This window comes from Cellulomonas sp. P5_C5, from assembly GCF_054049655.1.
Map to the genome: position 1 here is coordinate 40508 of NZ_JBFULY010000023.1, position 21801 is coordinate 62308.

General features: G+C 72.8%; 15 protein-coding genes. 12 read left to right on the plus strand and 3 right to left on the minus strand.

The window, feature by feature from the left end; all coding sequences use genetic code 11:
• Window positions 1-33: 33 nt before the first annotated feature.
• Window positions 34-1680: a thiamine pyrophosphate-binding protein gene (locus ACXJKF_RS16630; RefSeq protein WP_456788825.1), complete on the minus strand. Its 1647-nt coding sequence runs from the start codon at window positions 1678-1680 to the stop codon at window positions 34-36.
• A 110-nt stretch (window positions 1681-1790) separates the two neighbouring features.
• Here ACXJKF_RS16630 and ACXJKF_RS16635 point away from each other — a divergent pair, with 110 nt between their 5' ends.
• Complete coding sequence (locus tag ACXJKF_RS16635; RefSeq protein WP_456788826.1) at window positions 1791-3626, plus strand: FAD-binding monooxygenase; 1836 nt, start codon at window positions 1791-1793, stop codon at window positions 3624-3626.
• Here the strand turns inward: ACXJKF_RS16635 and ACXJKF_RS16640 are convergent.
• Window positions 3623-4510, minus strand: a complete 888-nt coding sequence (locus ACXJKF_RS16640) for a phenylalanine 4-monooxygenase (RefSeq protein WP_456788827.1) — start codon at window positions 4508-4510, stop codon at window positions 3623-3625. The genes ACXJKF_RS16635 and ACXJKF_RS16640 overlap by 4 nt on opposite strands.
• 362 nt (window positions 4511-4872) lie before the next feature.
• On the opposite strand from ACXJKF_RS16640, the gene ACXJKF_RS16645 reads away from it, so the two are divergent.
• The 7 genes from ACXJKF_RS16645 (at window position 4873) to ACXJKF_RS16675 (ending at window position 13096) form a co-directional block, all read left to right on the plus strand.
• The gene (locus ACXJKF_RS16645; protein WP_456788828.1) at window positions 4873-6531 is read left to right on the plus strand and encodes a glycoside hydrolase family 27 protein; all 1659 of its coding nucleotides are present in this window, start codon (window positions 4873-4875) and stop codon (window positions 6529-6531) included.
• Entirely contained in the window at window positions 6528-8324 is a 1797-nt protein-coding gene (locus ACXJKF_RS16650) for a family 43 glycosylhydrolase (protein WP_456788829.1), read from the plus strand. Before ACXJKF_RS16645 ends, ACXJKF_RS16650 begins: the two co-directional genes overlap by 4 nt.
• A 68-nt stretch (window positions 8325-8392) precedes the next feature.
• Window positions 8393-9571 carry a sensor histidine kinase gene (locus ACXJKF_RS16655; RefSeq protein ID WP_456788830.1) on the plus strand — a complete coding sequence of 393 codons (1179 nt, stop codon included), beginning with the start codon at window positions 8393-8395 and terminating at the stop codon, window positions 9569-9571.
• Window positions 9568-10227: a response regulator gene (locus ACXJKF_RS16660; protein ID WP_456788831.1), complete on the plus strand. Its 660-nt coding sequence runs from the start codon at window positions 9568-9570 to the stop codon at window positions 10225-10227. Before ACXJKF_RS16655 ends, ACXJKF_RS16660 begins: the two co-directional genes overlap by 4 nt.
• A 106-nt stretch (window positions 10228-10333) precedes the next feature.
• Entirely contained in the window at window positions 10334-11263 is a 930-nt protein-coding gene (locus ACXJKF_RS16665; RefSeq protein ID WP_456788832.1) for an ABC transporter ATP-binding protein, read from the plus strand.
• Window positions 11260-12066, plus strand: a complete 807-nt coding sequence (locus tag ACXJKF_RS16670; RefSeq protein WP_456788833.1) for a hypothetical protein — start codon at window positions 11260-11262, stop codon at window positions 12064-12066. The genes ACXJKF_RS16665 and ACXJKF_RS16670 overlap by 4 nt, the downstream gene beginning before the upstream one ends.
• A gap of 34 nt (window positions 12067-12100) precedes the next feature.
• Window positions 12101-13096, plus strand: coding sequence for a hypothetical protein (locus tag ACXJKF_RS16675; protein WP_456788834.1), 996 nt, complete (start codon window positions 12101-12103; stop codon window positions 13094-13096).
• A 51-nt stretch (window positions 13097-13147) separates the two neighbouring features.
• On the opposite strand, the gene ACXJKF_RS16680 is transcribed toward ACXJKF_RS16675, so the two are convergent.
• A complete protein-coding gene (locus tag ACXJKF_RS16680; protein WP_456788835.1) occupies window positions 13148-14419 on the minus strand; it encodes a family 16 glycosylhydrolase in 1272 nt (423 codons plus the stop codon).
• Between the two features lie 340 nt (window positions 14420-14759).
• Here ACXJKF_RS16680 and ACXJKF_RS16685 point away from each other — a divergent pair, with 340 nt between their 5' ends.
• The 4 genes from ACXJKF_RS16685 (at window position 14760) to ACXJKF_RS16700 (ending at window position 21796) form a co-directional block, all read left to right on the plus strand.
• Window positions 14760-17270, plus strand: coding sequence for a YncE family protein (locus tag ACXJKF_RS16685; RefSeq protein ID WP_456788836.1), 2511 nt, complete (start codon window positions 14760-14762; stop codon window positions 17268-17270).
• A gap of 70 nt (window positions 17271-17340) precedes the next feature.
• Window positions 17341-19755, plus strand: coding sequence for a hypothetical protein (locus ACXJKF_RS16690; protein ID WP_456788837.1), 2415 nt, complete (start codon window positions 17341-17343; stop codon window positions 19753-19755).
• A 73-nt stretch (window positions 19756-19828) separates the two neighbouring features.
• Complete coding sequence (locus ACXJKF_RS16695; RefSeq protein ID WP_456788838.1) at window positions 19829-20713, plus strand: hypothetical protein; 885 nt, start codon at window positions 19829-19831, stop codon at window positions 20711-20713.
• Window positions 20714-20905: 192 nt separating this feature from the next.
• Window positions 20906-21796 carry a hypothetical protein gene (locus tag ACXJKF_RS16700; RefSeq protein ID WP_456788839.1) on the plus strand — a complete coding sequence of 297 codons (891 nt, stop codon included), beginning with the start codon at window positions 20906-20908 and terminating at the stop codon, window positions 21794-21796.
• Window positions 21797-21801: the final 5 nt, after the last annotated feature.

Sequence of the window (21801 nt, forward strand, 5' to 3'; positions counted from 1 at the left end):
CGATGAGTTCCGTCCGTGGTGGTCGGTCGCAGGTCAGCCGCTCGCGCGGGTGATCTCCTCCCAGAAGGGCGCGACCACGGTGCCGGAGACCCGCAGGTCGAGCAGCAGGAACGGTCGCTCGTCCGCCGGCCGGGCCCGCCACGCCGTCAGCACGTCGAGGTCGTCGACGGACCGGACGGCCACCCCGAGCGCACCGAGCGCGGTGGCGACCCCGGCGAAGTCGACGTCCGGGATGAGCATCGGGTCCTGGGCCAGCCCGCGGCGCCCGTACAGGTGCATCTCCGCGCTGTACGCCCCGTCGTTCCACACGACGGCGATCCCACGGCCGGCCGCGACCCGCACCGCGGACTCGAGGTCGGACAGGGCCATCAGCGCGCCACCGTCCCCGGTGGTCAGGACGATGGTGGCCTCGGGCCGGGCGAGCGCCGCCCCCATCACGCTGGGGAAGCCGAGCCCGATCGCCTGGAACGCGGTGCCGACCATCACCATCCGGTCGGGCGAGGCCACCGGCCAGTACATGTTCGACCAGCCGAGGAAGTGCCCGCCGTCGGAGACGACGACGCGGTCCTCGGGCAGCAGCTCGGCCAGGCGGGCCGCCGCCGAGCGCGGGTCGAGCCGCCCGTCCGCGGCGATCCCGTCGCCGGGCTCGTGCCGTCGCGCGTCCGTGAGGTCGACCGACTCGCGCCACCCGCTGGGCGTCGCTCCGTCCAGCTCCTTGAGGACCGCCTCCGCGACGACGCAGGCGTCCCCCCGGACGTACCCGCCGACGTGCGGGTGGGTCGCTGCGGGCGCGACGTCGACCTGGAAGACGCGGCACCCGGGCGCGAAGAGGTCGCCGAACCGCATCGTGAACTGGTTGAGCGAGGCTCCGACGACGACGGCGACGTCGGCCTCGCGGACGAGCGCCATCGCGTCCTGCGTCCCGAACCCGCCGGCGACGCCCAGATCGAACTCGGACCGGGGGAAGATCCCGCGTCCCAGGGCGGTCGTCACGGTCAGCGCACCCGTGGCGTCGGCGACGGCGCCGAGCGCCGCACCCGCGCCGGCGACCCACGCGCCGCGTCCCGCCAGGAGCAGCGGCCGACGCGCGGCGGAGAGGGCGGCGGCGATCTCCCGGACGACGCCGTCGGCGAACTCCCCGCGCACGGCCAGCGGTGCGGGCAGGCGGGGGGCCGGGATCTCGGGCACCGGGCCGGTGTCCAGGGTGGCGACGTCGTACGGGATCGCGAGCACGGTGGGCACCCGGTAGGTGAGGGCGTGCTCGACGGCGATGACGGTCGTCGCGGCGGCGTCCGCGTGGCCGACGGTGTAGGTGCGGGCGCCGACGGCCGACGCCATCGCGATCTGGTCGACGTCCCAGGGGCGCGGCCCCGACGTCGGCTCGTCGCCGACGACGAGGACGAGCGGCACGTGCGCCTGCACGGCCTCGGCGAGCGCGGTGAGGGTGTTGGTGAACCCGGCCCCGTAGGTCGTGGTCGCCGCGGCGAGCCTGCCGGAGGCGCGGTGGAAGGCGTCGGCCGCGACGACCGCGCCGGCCTCGTGCCGGACGGGGGTGAAGCGGGCGGCGGTCTGGCACGTCAGGGCGTCGAGGAAGTACGCGTTGCCGTTGCCCATGACCCCGAAGACGTGGTCGACGTGCGCGGCGAGCGTGATGGCGACGTGCGCGGACACCGTCGGCATGGATGGGCCTCCCGGACCGGGTCGACCGCGTCGTTGCGGCGTGGAACGGATGATATACGATCCTGCTCAGCGTGTAAGAACCCGACAGCGGCGTCAGGGGAGTCGGTCCCATGCAGTTCCACCACCACGGCTACGTCTCCGGGGACCCGCGCGTCCAGCCCGCGGCCGGCGTCGGCCTCGACCGGCCCGACGAGCTCCCCGACGAGGTGGACGTCCTCATCGTCGGCACCGGCCCCGCCGGGATGATCGCGGCCGCGCAGCTGTCCCAGTTCCCCGGGGTCAGCACGCGCATCGTCGAGCGCCGCGCGGGGCGTCTCCCCATCGGGCAGGCGGACGGCATCCAGGCGCGCAGCGTCGAGACGTTCCAGGCGTTCGGGTTCGCGGGACGGATCGCCGAGGAGGCCTACCGGATCACCGAGATGTGCTTCTGGCACCCGGACCCGCACGACCCGTCGCGGATCGTCCGCGGCGAACGACCGGCCGACGACCCCGGCGGCATCAGCGAGTTCCCGCACCTCATCGTCAACCAGGCGCGGGTGCTCGACTACTTCGCCGAGTACATGGCGTTCTCACCCAGCCGGATGGTGCCCGACTACGGGTACGAGTTCCGCGGTCTCCAGCGGTCCGACGACCACGTCGACGTGACGCTGGTGCGGACGGCGGGGGAGCGGGCCGGGCAGGAGAAGGTGGTCCGCGCCAGGTACGTCCTGGGTGCCGACGGGGCCCGCAGCCGGGTGCGTGACGCGATCGGCTGCACGATGGAGGGGAACTCGGCGTTCCACGCCTGGGGCGTCATGGACGTCCTGGCGGTCACGGACTTCCCGGACATCCGCCTCAAGTGCGCGATCCAGTCGGGCGCGGGCGGCAGCATCCTGCTCATCCCACGGGAGGGCGGCCACCTGTTCCGCATGTACGTCGACCTCGGGGAGATCGACCCCGACGCGCACCACGAGGTGCGCAGCACGACGATCGAGCAGATCATCGACCACGCGAACGAGATCCTGCACCCGTACACGCTCGACGTCCGCGACGTCGCGTGGCACAGCGTGTACGAGGTGGGGCACCGGCTCACGGACCGGTTCGACGACGTGACCACCGACGCGGCGGACATGCGCACCCCTCGGGTCTTCATCGCCGGCGACGCCTGCCACACGCACAGCGCCAAGGCCGGCCAGGGCATGAACGTGTCCATGCAGGACGGGTTCAACCTGGCGTGGAAGCTCGGGTACGTGCTCTCCGGCCGGAGCCCGGAGACCCTGCTCGCCACGTACTCCGCCGAGCGCCAGGTGGTCGCGCAGAACCTCATCGACTTCGACAAGGAGTGGTCGACGCTCATGGCGAAGTCGCCCGAGGAGCTGGGCGACCCGGGGCGGCTCGCGGAGTTCTACGTGCGGACCACCGAGTTCCTCTTCGGGTTCATGACGCAGTACCCGCCGTCGATGGTCGTCGCCGAGCCCGTCCACCAGGCGCTCGCCACGGGCTTCCCCGTCGGGAAGCGGTTCAAGTCCGCCCCCGTCGTCCGGGTCGCCGACGCGAACCCCCTGCACCTCGGGCACCAGCACCGCGCCGACGGCCGCTGGCGCGTGTACGCGTTCGCGGACGCCGACGCCTCCGCCCTCACGACGTGGGCGGGGTGGATGGCGAGCTCAGCCGACGCCCCCACGCTCGACGTGCTCGACCTCAAGGTCGTGCACCAGCAGCGGCACGTCGACGTCGACATCGCGACCGTGCCGACGCTCTTCCTGCCGCGCACCGGCCCGTTCGAGCTGATCGACTACGAGAACGTCTTCGCCGTGGACCCGGTGGACGACATCTTCGAGCTGCGCGGCGTCGACCGTGGCGGGTGCGTCGTCGTCGTCCGGCCCGACCAGTACGTCGCGGCGGTCCTGCCGCTCGACGCGACGGACGAGCTCGCCGCGTTCTTCGGGCAGCACCTGCTCGGCTAGGCGGAGCTCCGCGCGAGCCGGGCCGCCACCTCGTCGTCGAAGTCGGCGAAGAACCCGGCCACCCGGTCCGTGAGCTCGCCCATGCCGTCGCAGGCGAACAGGATCGGCTGGTAGTGGCTGATGTCGTACGCCAGGGTGGCCATCTGGTCGAAGTCGACGGGGCGGATGTCGGCCCCGCGGAACTCCTCGATCTCCCCGTACGAGGAGAGCAGGCCCGCGCCGTAGGCACGCAGCTCACCGTCCTCGTACATGACCCCGAACTCGATGGTGAACCAGAAGACGTCGGCCACGTACTGCAGGCCTTCGGGCGTCTCGCACCGGCGCGCGGCCTCCCCGGCACGGCGCTTGACCTCGGCGATCGCAGGGTTCGCGAGCAGGTTGCAGTGGCCCACGACCTCATGGAGGATGTCCGGCTCCGGCGTGTAGAGCGGTTGCGACGGGTGGCGCAGGTACTGCGTCGAGTGGAACACCCCGTCCGCGAGCGACCCGTAGAACACGTCGAGGGGGACGAGCCCCGCCGCCGGGTGTAGCCGGAAGCCGCTGAGCGGACCGAGGCCCGCGCTGACCTCGTCGAGCTGGGGCACGCGGTCGGTGGGCAGGGCGAGCGACTCCTTGCCCTCCAGGTAGCCGCGGACGGCGAGCCGCTCGTGCTTGGGCGCGAGCTCGCGGCACACGGTCTCCCAGATCGCGTTCTCCGACTCCGTGTAGTCCACCTGCGGCACGGGTTTCCCGGGCTGCCAGGCGAGGGCGGGGGCGGCGATCTCGTTCCGGCGGCGGCGGTACGCGTCGTCGTCGGCGCCGGGGTGGTCGTCGGCCAGGTGCACGGTGGCCTTGCCGTCCTCGTCGGCGGTGACGGGGGCATAGAGCTGACCTTCGTCGAACATGCGATCCGTTCTACGCCAGATGCGCGGGCGACGCATCCCCCGCACGGGTCCCCGCGCTGTCCGTCGTGGGCGGGGATGCCGCGGACGGGATCGAGACGAATATGCGCGTCTGAAACGTTTTATCGATAAATGTTAGCGATAACATCACCGTCGCGCTGGCAACGACGCCATCACCCGAACGACGGGGCGCGACGACGGCGACGACCGCAACCCGGCCCCCGCCGACAGGAGGGCCATGCCTCGCAGGAGGCGGCGCCCCCCACGTCAGACGGGTCGGACCCACCGGCCGCAGCGGGTGTCGGCCCGCGCAGGACAGCCGTGCCGGCGAGCGCCGGCAGGGCTCACGTCCCCGGAGCAAGGAGATGCACGTGCGTACACCCAAGAGATGGTTCGCCGCCGTCCTCGGCGTCCTGGCGCTCACGCTCGCCACGGTGACGACCGACGCGGTCGTCGCCCCGCGACCAGCCGTGGCGCTCGACAACGGCGTCGCCCGGACACCGCCGATGGGCTGGAACACCTGGAACACGTTCGGCTGCAACATCAACGAGACGCTCATCCGGCAGATGGCCGACGCGATCGTGAACACCGGGCTGCGCGACCTGGGGTACAAGTACGTCGTCGTCGACGACTGCTGGTTCAACCCGAACCGGGACGCGCAGGGCAACCTGCAGGGGGACCCGCAGCGGTTCCCGAGCGGCATGAAGTCTCTCGGCGACTACCTGCACGCCCGCGGGCTGCTCTTCGGCATCTACCAGGGTCCGCTGGACCAGACGTGCGCGCAGTACTTCGACGCCTACCCCGGGTCCACGGGCAGCCTCGGCCACGAGTACCAGGACGCCCGGCAGTTCGCCGCCTGGGGAGTGGACTACCTCAAGTACGACTGGTGCTCACCCACCGGCAGCATCGCCGAGCAGGTCTCCCGGCTCGGCATCATGCGGGACGCGCTCAAGGCCACCGGACGGCCGATCGTCTACAGCATCAACTCCAACAGCATCCACGAGAAGACCGGGCCGCAGCGGAACTGGAGCGACGTCGCCAACCTGTGGCGGACCACGGAGGACATCACCCGGGCGTGGGACACCGGCCAGATCAACGACTACCCGATGGGCATCCAGAACATCGTGAACGTCACCGTGCCGATGGCCGGGTACGCGGCGCCGGGCGGGTTCAACGACCCGGACATGCTCGAGGTCGGCAACGGCGGCATGACCGACACCGAGATGCGCAGCCACTTCGCGCTGTGGGCCGTGATGGCCGCCCCGCTCATGATGGGCAACGACCTGCGCTCGGCCGGCTCGGGGACGCTGGACATCCTCAAGAACGCCAACCTGATCGCGATCAACCAGGACACCCTCGGCCGGCAGGCGGTCCAGGTGTCCAACGACGGCACCCGCCGGGTGCTGGCCAAGCGGCTGGCCAACGGTGACGTCGCGGTCGCGCTGTTCAACCAGGGCAGCTCCACCACGACGGTCTCCACCACCGCCACGGCGATCGGGAAGAGCGGCACCTCGTTCGGGCTGCGGGACGCGTGGACCAACGGCACCTCCACCACGACCGGGACCATCTCCGCGAGCGTCCCGGCGCACGGCACGGTCGTGTACCGGGTCAGCGGAGGCACCACCACCGACCCGTCGACCCCCACCACGTTCCGGTTGCGCAGCGTGTCGGCGGGGCGGTGCGTCGACGTCGACCGCGGCAGCAGCACCAACGGCACGGGCACGCTGATCTGGGACTGCCACACCAACGCCAACCAGCAGCTCACGCAGGACGGCCAGACGCTGCGCGTCCTCGGCAAGTGCCTCGACGTCCCGCCGAACGCTGTCAACGGCACCCGGGTGCAGGTCTGGGACTGCAACGGTGGGACCAACCAGCAGTGGACGTTCGCCGGCAACGGCACGGTGAGCAACGTCCGCTTCCCGTCCCTGTGCCTGGACGTGAACGGCGGTGGCTCCGCGAACGGCACGGTCGTGATCCTGTGGTCCTGCCACGGCGGCACCAACCAGCGCTGGACCCGGTCATGACGCGCCGTCGACGCTCGGTCGTGGCCCTGGTCGTCGCCCTCGTCTGCGCCGTCACCCTGCTGCCCGCCCCGGCGCAGGCCGACAACCCGATCGTCCAGCACCTCTACACCGCCGACCCGGCGCCGCTGGTGGTCGACGGCCGCGTCTACCTCTACACGGGGCACGACGAGGACGCCTCGACCTACTTCACGATGCGCGATTGGCGGGTCTTCTCGTCGGCCGACATGGTCAACTGGACCGACCACGGCTCGCCGATGTCGCTCGCCACGTTCTCCTGGGCGGACGCGAACGCGTGGGCCGGGCAGGTCGTGGCCCGCAACGGGAAGTACTACTGGTACGTCCCGGTGCGGCAGAGGTCGACCGGGCAGATGGTCATCGGGGTCGGCGTCTCGGACAGCCCGACCGGCCCGTTCCGCGACGCCATCGGCCGTCCGCTCGTGGGCACCAACGAGATCGACCCGACGGTCCTCATCGACGACGACGGGCAGGCGTACCTCTACTGGGGCAACCCCAACCTCTGGTACGTGAAGCTCAACGCCGACATGATCTCGTACTCCGGCAGCGCGACGAAGATCCCGCTGACCACCGCCGGGTTCGGGACCCGCACCGGCAACGTCGCCAACCGTCCGACGCTCTACGAGGAAGGGCCCTGGGTCTACAAGCGTGGCGGGCTCTACTACAACGTGTTCGCCGCCAAGTGCTGCTCGGAGTTCCTCGGTTACTCCACGTCACCCGGCCCCACCGGGCCGTGGACGTACCGGGGGACGATCATGCCGACGCAGGGCAGCAGCTTCACCAACCACGCCGGCGTCATCGACTTCAAGGGCGGGTCATATTTCTTCTACCACAACGGGGCCCTGCCAGGAGGTGGCGGCTACACGCGCTCCGTCGCGGTCGAGAAGTTCAGCTACAGCTCCGACGGCACCATCCCGACCATCACCATGACGTCCACCGGCGCGCCTCAGGTGGGCACGCTCGACCCGTACGTCCGGCAGGAGGCCGAGACGATCGCCTGGGGCTCCGGCATCGAGACGGAGCCGGCCACCGAGGGCGGCATGAACATCGGCTTCATCGAGAACGGGGACTACGTCAAGGTCAAGGGCGTCGCGTTCGGCACCGGGGCATCCTCGTTCTCCGCACGGGTAGCCTCCGCAACCTCCGGGGGCAGGATCGAGGTGCGGCTCGACGGCACCAGCGGCCCGGTCGTCGGCACCTGCACCGTCGGAGGCACCGGCGGCTGGCAGGCCTGGACGACGACCACCTGTGCGGTGTCCGGGGCGACCGGCACGCACGACCTGTACCTGCGGTTCGCCGGCGGCACGGGCAACCTGTTCAACGTGAACTGGTGGCAGTTCAGCGGCGGGGGCAGCACCACCCCGACGGCGTACCGGATCACCAACCGCACCAGCGGTCAGGTCGTCGACGTCCAGCAGGCCAGCCTCGCCGACCTCGCGGTGATCGGGCAGTGGACGAACAGCGGCACGGCCTGGCAGCAGTGGCGCTTCCTCGATGCCGGCAGCGGCAACGTGCGGCTGCAGAGCGTGCACAGCGGCAAGTGCATCGACGTCAGCGGCGCGTCCACGGCCGACGGGGCGGCCGTCATCCAGTACACGTGCCACACCAACCCCAACCAGGTCTTCACCTGGCGCTCGACCGGCGACGGCTACTCCCAGCTGGTCAACCTCAACAGCGACAAGTGCCTGACCGTGGTCAACGGCTCGACCGCCGCCGGCGCTGCACTGGAGCAGAGGACCTGCACCACGGCGACCAGCATGCAGTGGTCACGCTCGTGAGGCAGGCGCGCTGATCCGAGGTCGGGGGCGACGGTGCAGACCGTCGCCCCCTGGGTATCGTGCCGAGCATGGGTGGACGAGCGTGGGCGGCGTGGCGGAGTCGCCCCGTCAGCCTGCGCGACGCCTCGGCGGCAGCGGTGCTCGTGCTCGTCGCGGCCGGCCTGCTCGCGCGCCGTGGCGTGGACCTCGACCCGCTCGTGGCCACGTTCGTCCTGCTCGGGGCGGCGTCGCTCGCGTGGCGACGGACCGCACCCCTCGTCGCGCTGACGACGACCGGGCTCGCGCTCGGCGTGACGACCGCCGTCGACAGCCCCGGAGCGGGCGCGCTCGGCCCGGCGCTCATCGCGGTGTACAGCGCCGTGGCGTGGGACCGGCGGCTCGCCGCGACGGTCGCGGCCGCGCTCGACGTCACGGCGGTCGCCGTCGTCGACAGGGTCCGCTCGGGCGTCTGGTGGGAGGACGACGTCGCGCTCTCCACGGCCCTCCTGGCGGTCGTGCTCGCCGCCGGGTTCGCCGTCGGCTCACGACGGACCACCCTCGCGGACGCGCGGGACCGCGTCGAGCGTGCCGAACGCACCCGCGAGGCGGAGGCTGCCCGGCAGGTCGCCGAGGAGCGCCTGCGGATCGCGCGCGAGCTGCACGACGTCCTCGGCCACCACGTCGCGGTGATCGGCGTGCAGGCCGGCGTCGCCGAGACGCTCCTGCTGACGCGTCCCGATGCCGCCCGCGCCGCGCTCGAGCACGTGCAGGACGCGAGCGCGAGCGTGCTGACCGAGCTCGCGACGCTCGTGGAGGTGCTCCGGGAACCCGGCGACGACCCGGCGACCACCCCGTCCCCGGGGCTGGCCGAGCTCGACCGGCTGCTCGACGACGTGCACGCCACCGGGCTCGTCGTCGACTACTGGTTGCACGGCGAGCCCCGTCCGCTCGCGCCCGTCGTGGACCTGACCGCGTACCGCGTGATCCAGGAGGCCCTCACGAACGCCCACAAGCACGGCGTCGGTCACGCGGGGCTGACCCTCACGCACAGCACCGACGCGCTGACCGTCGAGGTGTCGAACACCGTCCGACCCGACGCCGCCGCGGGCCCCGGCGGGCACGGCCTCGTCGGCATGCGCGAGCGGGTCCTCGCCGTCGGGGGAGCCCTGGACGTCGGACCCGTCGGGGACCGGTACCGCGTGCGTGCCGTCCTGCCCGTGCTGGCGGTCGGTGCCGGCGCACACCAGGACGCAGGGTCGCGACGATGACCATCCGCGTGCTCGTCGTCGACGACCAGGAGCTCATCCGGGCAGGGTTCGCCGCCCTGGTCGGCGCCGCGGACGACATGGAGGTCGTCGGCGAGGTCGGGGACGGGGCCGAGGCGGTCGACGCGGTGCGCCGGACCCGCCCGGACGTCGTGCTCATGGACATCCGGATGCCCGGCATCGACGGGATCGCCGCGACCGAGCGGATCGCCGCGGACCCGGAGCTCGCCGAGGTCAAGGTGATCGTGCTGACCACCTTCGAGATGGACGAGTACGTCCTCGCCGCCCTGCGCGCGGGCGCCAGCGGGTTCCTCGGCAAGGGCGTCCGGCCGGCCGCTCTGCTCGACGGCATCCGGACGGTCGCCGCGGGGGAGTCGCTGCTGTCACCGAAGGCGACCCGGGCCCTCATCGCCCAGGTCCTCGACGTCCCGGTCGGGCCGGTCGTCGACGCGCAGTCGTTCGCCGCGCTCACCCCGCGCGAGCGCGAGGTGGTCGAGCTCGTCGCGCACGGGCTGAGCAACGACGAGATCGCCGAACGCCTCTACCTGTCGCCCCTCACCGCCAAGACGCACGTCAACCGTGCGATGACGAAGGTCGGCGCACGCGACCGGGCGCAGCTCGTCGTGCTCGCGTACCAGGCGGGCCTCGCCGCGCACTGACCCCGTACTGCGGACGCAGTACCCGCAAGTGTCTGCGCTGGGACGACGCCGAGCACCCCCTGCCCGGACGACCCTGGATCTGTCACCACAGACCCAGGAGCGAGACATGATCGAGGTCCAGCACCTCACCAAGACCTACGCGCACACGGCCGCCGTCGACGACGTGAGCTTCACCGTCCGGCCCGGGCTCGTCACCGGCTTCCTCGGACCCAACGGCGCCGGCAAGTCCACCACCATGCGGGCGATCCTCGGCCTGGACCGGCCCTCGTCCGGCCGGGTGCTCGTCGACGGCCGGGCCTACGGCGACCTCGTCGCACCCGTCGCGACGATCGGCGCGCTGCTCGACGCGCGGGCCGTCGACAAGCGACGCAGCGCGCGCAACCACCTGCGCGTGCTCGGTGCCACCGTCGGCATCGGCAGGCGTCGCGTCGAGGAGGTGCTCGAGCTCGTCGGCCTGGCCGACGTCGCCGACCGCGCCGCCGGAGCCTTCTCCCTCGGCATGGGCCAGCGGCTCGGGATCGCGGCGGCCCTGCTGGCCGACCCGCAGATCGTCATGCTCGACGAGCCGGTCAACGGCCTCGACCCCGACGGCATCCTGTGGATCCGGACGCTGCTGCGCGACCTCGCCGCGCAGGGCCGGACCGTGTTCCTCTCCTCGCACCTCATGAGCGAGATGGAGCTCACCGCCGACCACCTCGTCGTCATCGGCAACGGCCGCATCATCGCCGACGTGCCCATGGCGGAGCTCCTCTCCGGGGTGGGGGAGAACCGGGTGTGCGTGACGACGCCCGAGCCCGACCGGCTCGTCCGGCTGCTGACCAGCCCCGACGTCACCGTCCGGCGCAAGGCCCCGCACGTCCTGGAGGTCACCGGCGTCCCCGCCGCGACCATCGGCGAGGCGGCCGCCCTGCACGGGATCGCGCTGCACGACCTGCACCCCGCCACCGCCTCGCTCGAGGAGGCCTACATGAACCTCACCCACGCCTCGGTCACCCACCGCGGCACGCTCGTCCGCACAGGAAGCGCCCACCGATGACCACGACCCTGCCGGCCCTCGACCACCGCGACCTGCGCCAGACCACCGGCCGGGCCGTCCGCTCCGAGTGGCTCAAGCTCACCACCCTGCGGTCCACCTGGGTCACCGCCGGCGCCCTCGTCCTCGTCCTCGCCGCGCTCGGCATCCTCGGCGCGGCCTCCGTGACCGCGGCCGACGTCGCCGGTCCCGCCGACACGTTCCCCGCCCTGCTGGGCGGCACCGGGCTCGCGATCCTCGTCGTCGGCGCTCTCGGCGCTCTCGTCGGCGCACGCGAGCACGCGTCCGGCATGGTCCGCACCACGCTCGCCGCGGTCCCCGACCGACCCCGCGTCCTGCTGGCCAAGGCGACCGCGCTCACGGCGCTGCTCGTGCCGGCCGCCACGCTCGGGCTCGTCCTCTCCGCGGTCGTCGGTTCCGCGTACCTCCGCTCGACGGGCATCCCCACGCTCGCGCTGACCGACCCGCTCGCCCTGCGCGCCCTCGCCGGGTCCGTCGTCTACCTGGTCGGCGTGGGCCTCATCGGGATGGCCGTCGGGGTGCTGCTGCGCACCGTCGCCGGCGCCGTCGCCACGGTCGTGGGGGTGGTCCTGCTCCTCCCGCAGATCCTCACCGTGCTGCTGCCGCAGTCCTGGGCGCACCTCCTCGAGCTCCTCCCGTCCGCGGCAGGGCAGGCGATCACCTCGATCAGCCCGCTCGGCGCCGGCTCCACCCTGTCGCCTGGCGCAGGCCTGGCCACCTTCCTGGCGTGGGTGGTGGCCGCGCTCGCGGCCGCCGCTCTCGTCCTCACCCGCCGTGACGCCTGACCGCGTCGCCCCCCACCAGAACGAGGTCCTTCCCATGCGCACCGTCCGTACCGCCGCCGTCGTCCTGCTCACCGCAGCCCTCCTGGGCGGAGGTGCCGCGACCGCCTTCGCCGCACCCGGAGAGCCGGTCGCGACGTTCCGCGGTCTGCAGCTGCCCACCGACCACGTGCTCGGCTCAGGTACCGACGTCGTCGTGACGTACACGTTCCGCGGAACCGCCGACGAGGTCCGGCTGCACGTCGGCGACGACCTGGGTGCCGCGTCGTTCCTGCCGTGGTCCGCCCTGCCGGGGCTGCCGACGGACTCCTGCATCACGTCCGTGGTGCTGAGCGGGGAGGCCGAGCGGGACAGCTACGTCGGGCGCGCCCCCGTCTGCGGCGTCGATGCCGGCGTGACGACGACGGTCCCGCCCGAGACGACGGTCCCGCCCGAGACGACGGTCCCGCCCGAGACGACGGTCCCGCCCGAGACGGCGGTCCCGCCCGAGACGGCGGTCCCGCCCGAGACGGCGGTCCCGCCCGAGACGGCGGTCCCGCCCGAGACGGCGGTCCCGCCGAGGTCGGTGGTCCCGCCCGACACCGTGGTCCCGCCGGAGACGACGGTCCCGCCGGAGACGACGGTCCCGCCGGAGACGACGCTGCCGCCGGAGACGGTGGTCCCGCCGCGGACCGTGGTCCCGCCCGAGACCGTCACGCCGCCCGAGACGGTCGTCCCACCGGAGACCGTGGTCTCGTGGACCACGCTCGTCGCCGGGACGAGGCCGCTCTCGGAGCCGCGGGTGGGGCCGACCGTCGCAGCCGGTCAGCAGCCCGTCGGCGAGACGCAGGCCGTCGTCATGACCGGGGCCGTCCAGCGCGTCGGCGCGGCACCGGCGCGGCAGCTGCAGGGGCGGGCGACCACGACCGGTGACCGGACGGAGCGGCTGGCGCAGACCGGCGGCGAGGGATGGGCGTACGGGATCGCCGCCGCAGCGCTCGTCGCCGTCGGTGCGGCCCTGGTCGGCGCCCACCGGCTGCTCGCCGACCGCTGACCGTCGGCTCGCGGCGCCCACACGGGCGCCGCGAGCCTCGGCGTCAGCGCGTCACAGGTACCACTGCTGGTTCGCGCCGCCGTGGCAGTCCCACAGGTGCACGCGCTGCCCGTCGTGGACGGGCGTGCCGCCGACGCCGTCGAGGCAGCGGCCGGACTGCGGGTTCTTCAGGGCGCGCGTCCCGGAGTCGTACGCCCACTTCTGCGCGCCGGTGCCGTTGCACGTCCACAGCTGCACGACGGTCCCGTTGGTGGTCCCGCCGCCGCTGGCGTCGAGGCACTTGCCGAGCGCGCGGACGGTGCCGTCGGAGCCGCGGGTCCACTGCTGGGCCGCGTTGCCGTTGCAGCCGACCACCTGGATCGGGTTGCCGTCGTGCGTCTGCGCCCAGGGCACGTCGAGGCACAGCGTGTTCGCGAGGCGCAGGGTGCCGGTGCCGGTCGGCAGCGAGCCGCCCCCGCCGCCCCCGCCGCCGGAGCCCGACCCGTTGTCGTAGACGCGGACGTAGTCGACCTTCAGCTGCTGCGGGAGCTGGGTGCTGCCGTCGGGGTAGCCGGGCCACTGGCCGCCGACGGCGACGTTGAGGATGAGGAAGTAGGCCTTGTCGAACACCCAGGGGTTGCTGCCGACGCGTGAGGTCGTGACCTGGTGGAAGACGTTCCCGTCGACGGACCAGGTGATCGAGCCGGGCTTCCAGTCGACCGCGTAGGTGTGGAAGGTGTCGGCGAACGACCAGTTCTGGGGGTGCTGGTACACACCGGAGATGCCGCTGCCGCCGGAGTAGCCGGGGCCGTGCACCGTGCCGTAGATGCGGTGCGGCTCCTTGCCGATGTTCTCCATGATGTCGATCTCGCCCGACGACGGCCACGAGTTCTGGGGGAAGTCGGCGCCGAGCATCCAGAACGCCGGCCAGATGCCCTGACCGCGCGGGATCTGCATGCGGGCCTCGACGCGGCCGTACTTCACCTCGACCTTGTCGTTGCTCTGCAGCCGCGCGGACGTGTAGGACCCGTCGCCCTCGCGGCGCGCGGTGATGACGAGGTTGCCCTGGCCGTCCAGCGCGGAGTTGTTCCGCGACGTCGTGTAGTTCTGCAGCTCGCCGTTGCCCCAGCCGCCGGCCCCGGTGTCGTAGTTCCACACGGAGGAGTCCGGGGCGCTGCCGGCGGAGCCGTTGAACTCCTGCGACCAGATGACGTCGCCGATCGCGGCCGCGGCGGGGGCCGAGGTCGACGCGACGAGCCCGGCGGCGACCAGGGCGGCGGCTCCGAGTGTCGCGGCGAGGCCTTGTGCTCGGCGGGTGGCGGGGCGTGGGCGTACGGGATGCATCGTTGCCTCCTGGAACCTCGGCGAACGGACGGGGCCGGGGGTCGGCGCCGCCCGATGACACGTGTCACTACGCTGCGCACGTGCGGGGCGACCTGTCCGTTTTGCGCGACAGTAACGGCGATGCTTACTGACTGGCAAGTAACTGTGACCGGTCAACCTGCCGCCCGACGGCTGGCCGCACCGCCCCGACGGGCGAAGTTTGTCCGAAATGACCCGCACTCCCTTCCTCCGGCAGCCGCGCCGGGTGTCTAGTGATGCAGGGCAGATGCGCACCGCCGCGACGGAGCGGGCGTGCACGGGGGGAACGGTGTCCAGAGGGTTCGAGCCACGACCGGTCGGCATGGCGCGACTGGCGCCGGCCCGCGTCCGGGCGTGGCTGGTGCGGAGCCCGCGCGCATGGTCCGGTGCCGCGATGGCGTCGGTCGTCGCGCTGCCTCTCGTCCTCGTCGCGGCCCTCGGCCAGGGCAACGACGTCCGCGAGCTCGCACAGTCCAGCGGTAGCGCGTGGGTCGCCTCGCCCGAGCGGGGGATCGTGTCCCTCATCGACGGGCCGGCCGACCTGGTGGCCACGACCGTCCGCGTCAACGCGGCGGCCGCGGTCGACGTCGAGCAGTCGGGAGCGTCGGCCTTCGTCGTCGACGACGCGGCGGGCACCGTGACGCGGGTCGACGGCGCGACGTGGACAGTCACGCCGCCGTTCGCGTTCGGGGCGGCGAACGGGTCGCTGTCGGTGCTGCAGGGCGTCGACCACGTGTACGTCCTCGACTCGACGCGCAGGACCGCCACGGTCGTGGACCCGGTGACGCTGGCGCGCCACGAGGTGGTCTCGCTCGACGCGCAGCCCGGCCCGGAGCAGGCGGTCGTCGACGACGCCGGTCGGCTGTGGGTGGTCGACGCCGAGCGCGGAGGGCTCACCTGGTACGACGGCACGCACCACGTCGCCCGCGACCGCGCCGACGCTGACGACCGCCTCGTCCTGGTCCAGGGCCGGCCGGTGCTGGTCAGCCAGTCCGAGCGGTCCCTCGTGTCGCTGACCGACGGGGGCGGCGTCGACGCCCGGTCGTGCCTCGAGGTGCGTGCCGACGACGCGGTGGAGCTGCTCGGGTCGACCGACCGCGACGAGGTCTACGCGGCCATCGCCGAGACGGGCACCCTGGTCATCGCGCGCGTGGGCAAGGACGACTGCGGGCGGGTCGTCTCCGTCGTGGCCCCCGGCACCGAGGTCGCCTTCGGGCCGCTCGCGCAGTCGGGCAGATTCGTCTTCGTCCCGAACGAGGCGACCGGTCAGACCGTCGTGATCGACACCGACGACGACACGGTCGCCGGCACCTTCGACCTGGCACCGGCGGGCAACCGGGTGGAGCTCATCGGCGAGGACCGGCTGGTCTTCTTCAACGACCTCGACGGCCACGAGGCCGGGGTCCTGCGCTTCGACGGCGCGACGTGGGTCAAAGGGGAGTCGCTCTCGAAGTACGACCCGTCCGACGGCACGATCACGGAGGTGCTCACTCCGCCCGCGGACGGGCCGACCGGCTCCGGTCCGGTCGTCGGCAGCGCCGCGGACGCGGGTCCGCCCCCGACCGGTCCGACGCAACCCGTCCCGCCCGTGGAGCCGACGTCGGCCCCGCCCGAGCCCACCAGCGAGCCTGAGGCCGCACCCGACGACCCGTCCGACGATCCCCCCGACGACGCACCCGACCCGAGTACCCGGACCGACCCGACCGGCGCCCCCGACCCGAGGACCACCCCCGCGCCGACGTCGCCGCCGACCACGACCGCCACCATCGACGTGACCGTGGGCGGTGACGGACAGGTGACGAGCTCGCCCGCCGGCATCGACTGTCCCGGCACGTGCACGGCGACGTTCGACACCGGCACGAGCGTCACGCTGACGGCACGTCCGGGCGAGTCCTCGACGCTGCTGGGCTGGTCACGGGCGTGCGCCGCGGCCATGGCGGCGAACGGGTGCGTGCTCGAGGTCACCGGGGACCTCGAGGTGGGCGCAGCGTTCGCGGACGCCCCCGAGCGGGTGCCCGTGACGCTGACCGTCGTCGGCGGGGGCTCCGTGGAGAGCGAGCCCGCCGGTCTGTCCTGTGACGCGGCCGCCAGCCCGTGCAGCGCGGACTTCGCGGCCGGCAGCGCCGTGACGCTCACGGGGCAGGCCGATGCCGAGTCGTCCGAGGTCGCATGGAGCGGTGCCTGCGCGGGGACCGGGCCGTGCGAGCTCCTGGTCGCGCCCGGCCTGAGCGTGACGGCGACGTTCACCGACTTCGCGACCCTCCAGGTGGCCGAGCCGGACGGTGGGCGCATCACCGGCGAGGGCATCGACTGCCCCGGCGACTGCGAGGAGCGACTGCCGGTCGGCTCCGGGCTGACGCTGACGGCGAGGCAGTTCGAGGACATGCAGTTCACCGGGTGGGCGGGGGACTGCGGCGGGACGTCCCGGACGTGCGACCTGGTGATCGACGCCGATCCCGCGGCGGCCGCCAGCTACGTCTCCTACCCGATCGGGGTCTTCACCGGGTCGTGGAGCCAGAGCGACGGCGGCGGCGACGAGCAGGTCATCGTCGACGCATCCGGCTCCACGTCGGGCACGATGCACTACTACGGCGACTGCACTCCGACGAACTGCGACTGGGGTACCGCACCGGCGAGCATGTCCGGAGGGACCCTGACCGCTACCTGGGACCACGGGTACGCCGTCCACACGGTGACGCTCACGCGGTCCGGCGCGAACATGCACGTCACGGTGATCGGCGACTTCACGGTCGAGGACGGACGCGAGGACTACGTGGTCGAGCGCGTGTTCTCCCGTGACGCCCCACCCCCACCAGAGGTGATCAGCTGGTGACAGGAGCCGGTCCGTGCGGTCACGCCCGTGCGACCGGCGCGTAGAACGGCTCGGCTCGAAGGAGGCCGCCATGGCCAAGACACTTCCCCCGGGGACGGTCGAGCTCCCGGAAGGCACGACCTTCGTCGCGAACGCGTTGCCCGACGTGTTCGACGGACGGGACCTGGAGTACCGGCCGCGGCTGGTGCCGCTGCCCGCGTCGGTCGATCCCCGGCCCGAGGGCCGTCACCGCGTCCTGCTGCAGGAGGGCAACTCGTGCACGGGCCATGCCGTCGCGGCGATGGTCAACACGGTGCTCGCCGCGACCGGCGACACGGTCTCGGTCAGCCCCTACATGCTCTACCGCATGGCCCGCCGGTACGACGAGTGGGAGGGGGAGGACGACTCCGGGTCGTCGCTGCGCGGAGCGCTGAAGGGCTGGTTCCACCACGGCGTCCTGCCCACCGACGACTGGCCGTCGCTGAGCCCCGACACCGAGCCGGAGCTCGACACGGACCCCGAGCTCGCGGCGCTGGCGATGCGGCGCCCATTGGGTGCGTTCTACCGGGTGAACACCCGTCGCATCGACGACCTGCAGTCCGCGGTGTGCGAGCTCAACGGCATCGTCGGCTCCGGCGCGGTGCACGAGGGCTGGGTCGAGCCGATCGTCGCCGAGCACGACGGCACCGTCATGCACCTCATCAACCGGCCGCCGTCGGCGCGGCAGCTCGGCGGGCACGCCTTCGCCATCGTCGGGTACAACGAGATCGGCTTCCTCGTCCAGAACAGCTGGGGCACCGAGTGGGGCGACGGCGGCTTCGCGACCCTGCCGTACGACGACTGGATGGCGTCCGCGTACGACGCGTGGGTCGCCCGGCCGGGCGTGCGCTCGATCGTGGCGCAGCGCGACCGGAGCCAGGTGGTCACGGTCACCAGCGGCGGCATCGCCGAGGGCCCAGGACTCGACGTGTCCCGGCTCGGGTACCACGTCGTCAACCTGGCCAACGAGGGCCGGCTCTCGACCACCGGCCGGTTCACCAGCTCGCCGACGCAGCTGCACCGGATCTGCGGACGGATGGGCGAGTGGCACGAGCGCTGGCGCGACCTCGCCCGGTCGGAGGGCCGGGCGATGCCGCCGAGACGGGTGGTGCTCTACGCGCACGGAGGCCTCGTCAACGAGCGCACAGGGCTGGAGGTCGCCCAGCGACAGCTCAACTGGTGGCTGAACAACGGCGTCTACCCGGTGTCGTTCGTCTGGCAGAGCGGACCCGGGGAGACCTTCCTCGCCGCGCTCGGCGACGCGGTGCAGGGGCGGCAGCCCGAGGGCGGGATCGGGTTCGACCTGGTCGAGCAGCTGGACCGCTTCGTCGAGAAGCTCGGGCGCTCGCGGTTCCGCTGGCTGTGGGACGAGATGAAGGAGAACGCCCTCGCGGCGGGCGAGCCCCTGGGGCGGACCGTCCAGTGGCCCCACGACCTGAACGCCCTGGTGCCGCGCACCGACGTACCGCTGCCCGGGGCGGCCCTGCTCGTCGACCGGCTCGCCGCCTACTCGCGGTCGCTGCCCGACGGCGAGCGGCTCGAGGTCCACCTCGTCGGCCACAGCGCCGGGTCCATCCTCCTCGCGGGTCTCCTGCCGCGACTCGTCGAGGCCGACCTGCCCGTCGAGACCCTGAGCCTGCTGGCCGCCGCCATCCGCGTCGACGAGTTCGCCGCACGAGTCCTGCCGCACCTCGACTCCGGCTTCGTCCGGCGGTTCGCCGCCTTCGGGCTGAGCGACCGTCGCGAGCTCGACGACGTGTGCGCGAAGGGCTCCCTGACGATCTACCACAAGTCCTTGCTCTACCTCGTCTCGCGCGCGCTCGAGACCGCGCGGGACGGCACCGGGCATGCCGTCGCCGAGGTCCCGCTGGTCGGGATGCAGCTGTTCCTCGACGCACCCCTGGGAGGGACGACCGTGGGCGAGGAGCTGACCGCCCCGGGACGCGCACTGATGTGGTCGCCCAACGAGCACCCCGCCAACACCCGCACGTCCGCGAGGACCCACGGCAGCTTCGACGACAACGCGGCGACGATGACGTCCCTGATCCTGCGGATCCTCGACCGTCCGACACCGGAGGTCGCCAGCGAGTACGTCGCCAACGCCACTCTGCTGACGCAGGAGCCGCCACCCGCCGGCGGGTCCAGGGTGCCGGCGCCGCGGCAACCGGCGGTCACCGGCGGGTCCGGGCCGGGCGTCGGCGAGGAGCCTCGCGCCGCGGCCGGCGTGCCGACGGGCGTGGGGGAGGGCGAGGTCGACTCCGGCGGCGCGCTCGTCGACGTCAAGGCCGCCGGCTCGGTGCCCGTCGACGAGCACGCAGCGGAGCAGCCGGCCCAGGACCTGCCGGACTCCGCGCTCGGCCAGGCGCCCGAGCAGCCGCTGGTCCCGCAGGAGAGCGCCCTGATCGACGCACTGCGGTCCCAGGGGTGGCGGATCGGTGCTCGGGACGAGGAGGACGGGGCCGGGTAATGGGTATCACCCCGACGACACCGGACTCGTTCCTCATGAGGTTCGCATCGGCGTGGGCGCGGAGGTGACGAGGATGCCTCGCAACGAGGGTCCGGGACGGCGCGCCTCGCGCTGGGCCGACATGGCCCTGGCGACCTGTCTCCTCGCCGGAGCGGTCGCCGCGTGCTCCGCACCGCTCCCCGCAGCCCCCGCTCCGTCGGAACCGTTCCCCGGCGACGGCGCCCCGGCCGAACCGTTCCCGACGGCGGGCGGGGCGAACGGTGCCCCGGACGCCCCGCCACCCCCGGATCCCACCGTCGACGAACCCGCCCCACCTGTCCCGCCCCCGACGTTCGACGACTTCCTCACCGACTGCGAGCAGGGGGCGGAGAACTGGCGGGAGGGCCAGCTCGACTTCCCCGCCGTGCTCGTCGTCGACCTCGGCGAGGAGGAGACCTACGTCGCTGTCCTCGACCTCACGGACGAGCCTGCGCCGCCGACCGACGTCGTGCCGGGTCCGTCACCCACCTCCGCGAGCATCCAGGCCCGCTGCGTGATCGCGGCACGCCTCACCCCGCTCGGCGACGGCCTCGAGGTCGACGAGGGCGAGTGGCGGACCAGGCAGTTCACGCCCGTGGGCTCCGTCCGGTGGGCGTGGTCGGTCGAGGCGACGGACCCCGGCGACGGAGACGTGCGCCTCGAGCTGCGACCCGCGGTCGAGGCCGGCGGCGACGTGACCGTCGGCGACGACGACACGAAGGTCCTCGAGTACGTCACGACGATCCAGGTCCGGACGCCGCTGGTGCGCCAGGCCGGCGACTGGTGGAACGAGAGCTGGGGAACCATCTCGGCGATCGCCATCGCGCTCGCGGGCGCCTACACCGCCGTCCGGTCCTGGTTGCGTCGCAACGTCGTCCGTCGTGGGGGCGCTGCACCGACACCGCCCCCTCCGTCCGACGCGGCCACCCCCGCCGGGTAGCCGGCACGACGCAGCCGACGTCCCGCACGCGAGAGGAGCCCCATGAACGGCGCAGCGCACTCGTTGCATCAATCGAAGCCGCGCCGCTTCTGGATCGCCCTCACGGGCAGAAGCGCGCCGGCCACCCGTCTCCGGGAAGGTATCCAGGCGATACGAGCGGAGCAGCAGGTCCAGCGCGCTGTGCCCGACGGCGTGAGCCAGGAGGACTTCGACCAGAGCGGCCAGTCGATCGTTCACTACGTGAAGCAGGCTGAGCGTGCCTACAGAACGGGCCAGCTCAACATCGGCTGGGGACTCCTGCACCGTGCTCGGGAGGTCGAGACGCTCCGGCTCCCGCGCTCGGAGCTCCGGGCGGTCTCCGTCGCCCTGCTGGCGGAGATCGAGGCCGAGAAGCTCCACGGGTGGCGCAGGACGGCCGTGCGGACGCTCCTCGAGGAGATGTCCGAGCCGCCCCGGACCGGATCGGCCCTGAAGCACCCGGGTGCGAGCAGTCCCTCCGACCGGCGACCACCGTATCCGCGGAGCCGGGTCGACGACGGCCGCGCCGGGCGGAAGGCGCTCCGGCAGGACGCCGCACTGGTCAGAGAGGCACTGGCGATCCGCAACGGGCACTTCTCCAACCAGTACGCGAGCCTCGAGATCACGTCCCACAGGCGCCTCTGGCTGCTCGTCATCGGGATCCTGCTGCTGGCCTGGCTCCTGGACGTGGCGCCGACGGACATCCGCGAGCTCGATCCCGTTCCCGGAGAGCGGCCGAGCGCCGTTCTCCTCGAGCGGTGGCTCCTGGGGTCGATGCTGCTCCTCGGTGCGCTGGGATCGGTGATCAGCGCGATCCAACGACTCACCACCCAGCCGCTGACCAGCGGTATCCCGGCGCAGCTCGGCTCGTTCACCGCGACGGTGACGCGGCCGCTCATCGGAGCGGTCGCGGCCCTGACGGTGTATCTCGCGGCGTTGGGCGGGCTCGCCCTGCCGCAGCAGCACCCGATCCCGCTCGCCCTCCTGGCAGCCCTCACCGCCGGGCTGACCGAGCGTCTGGTGGTCTACCGCGAGAAGGACGCGAAGGGCGACGCGCCGGGGTGAGCGCG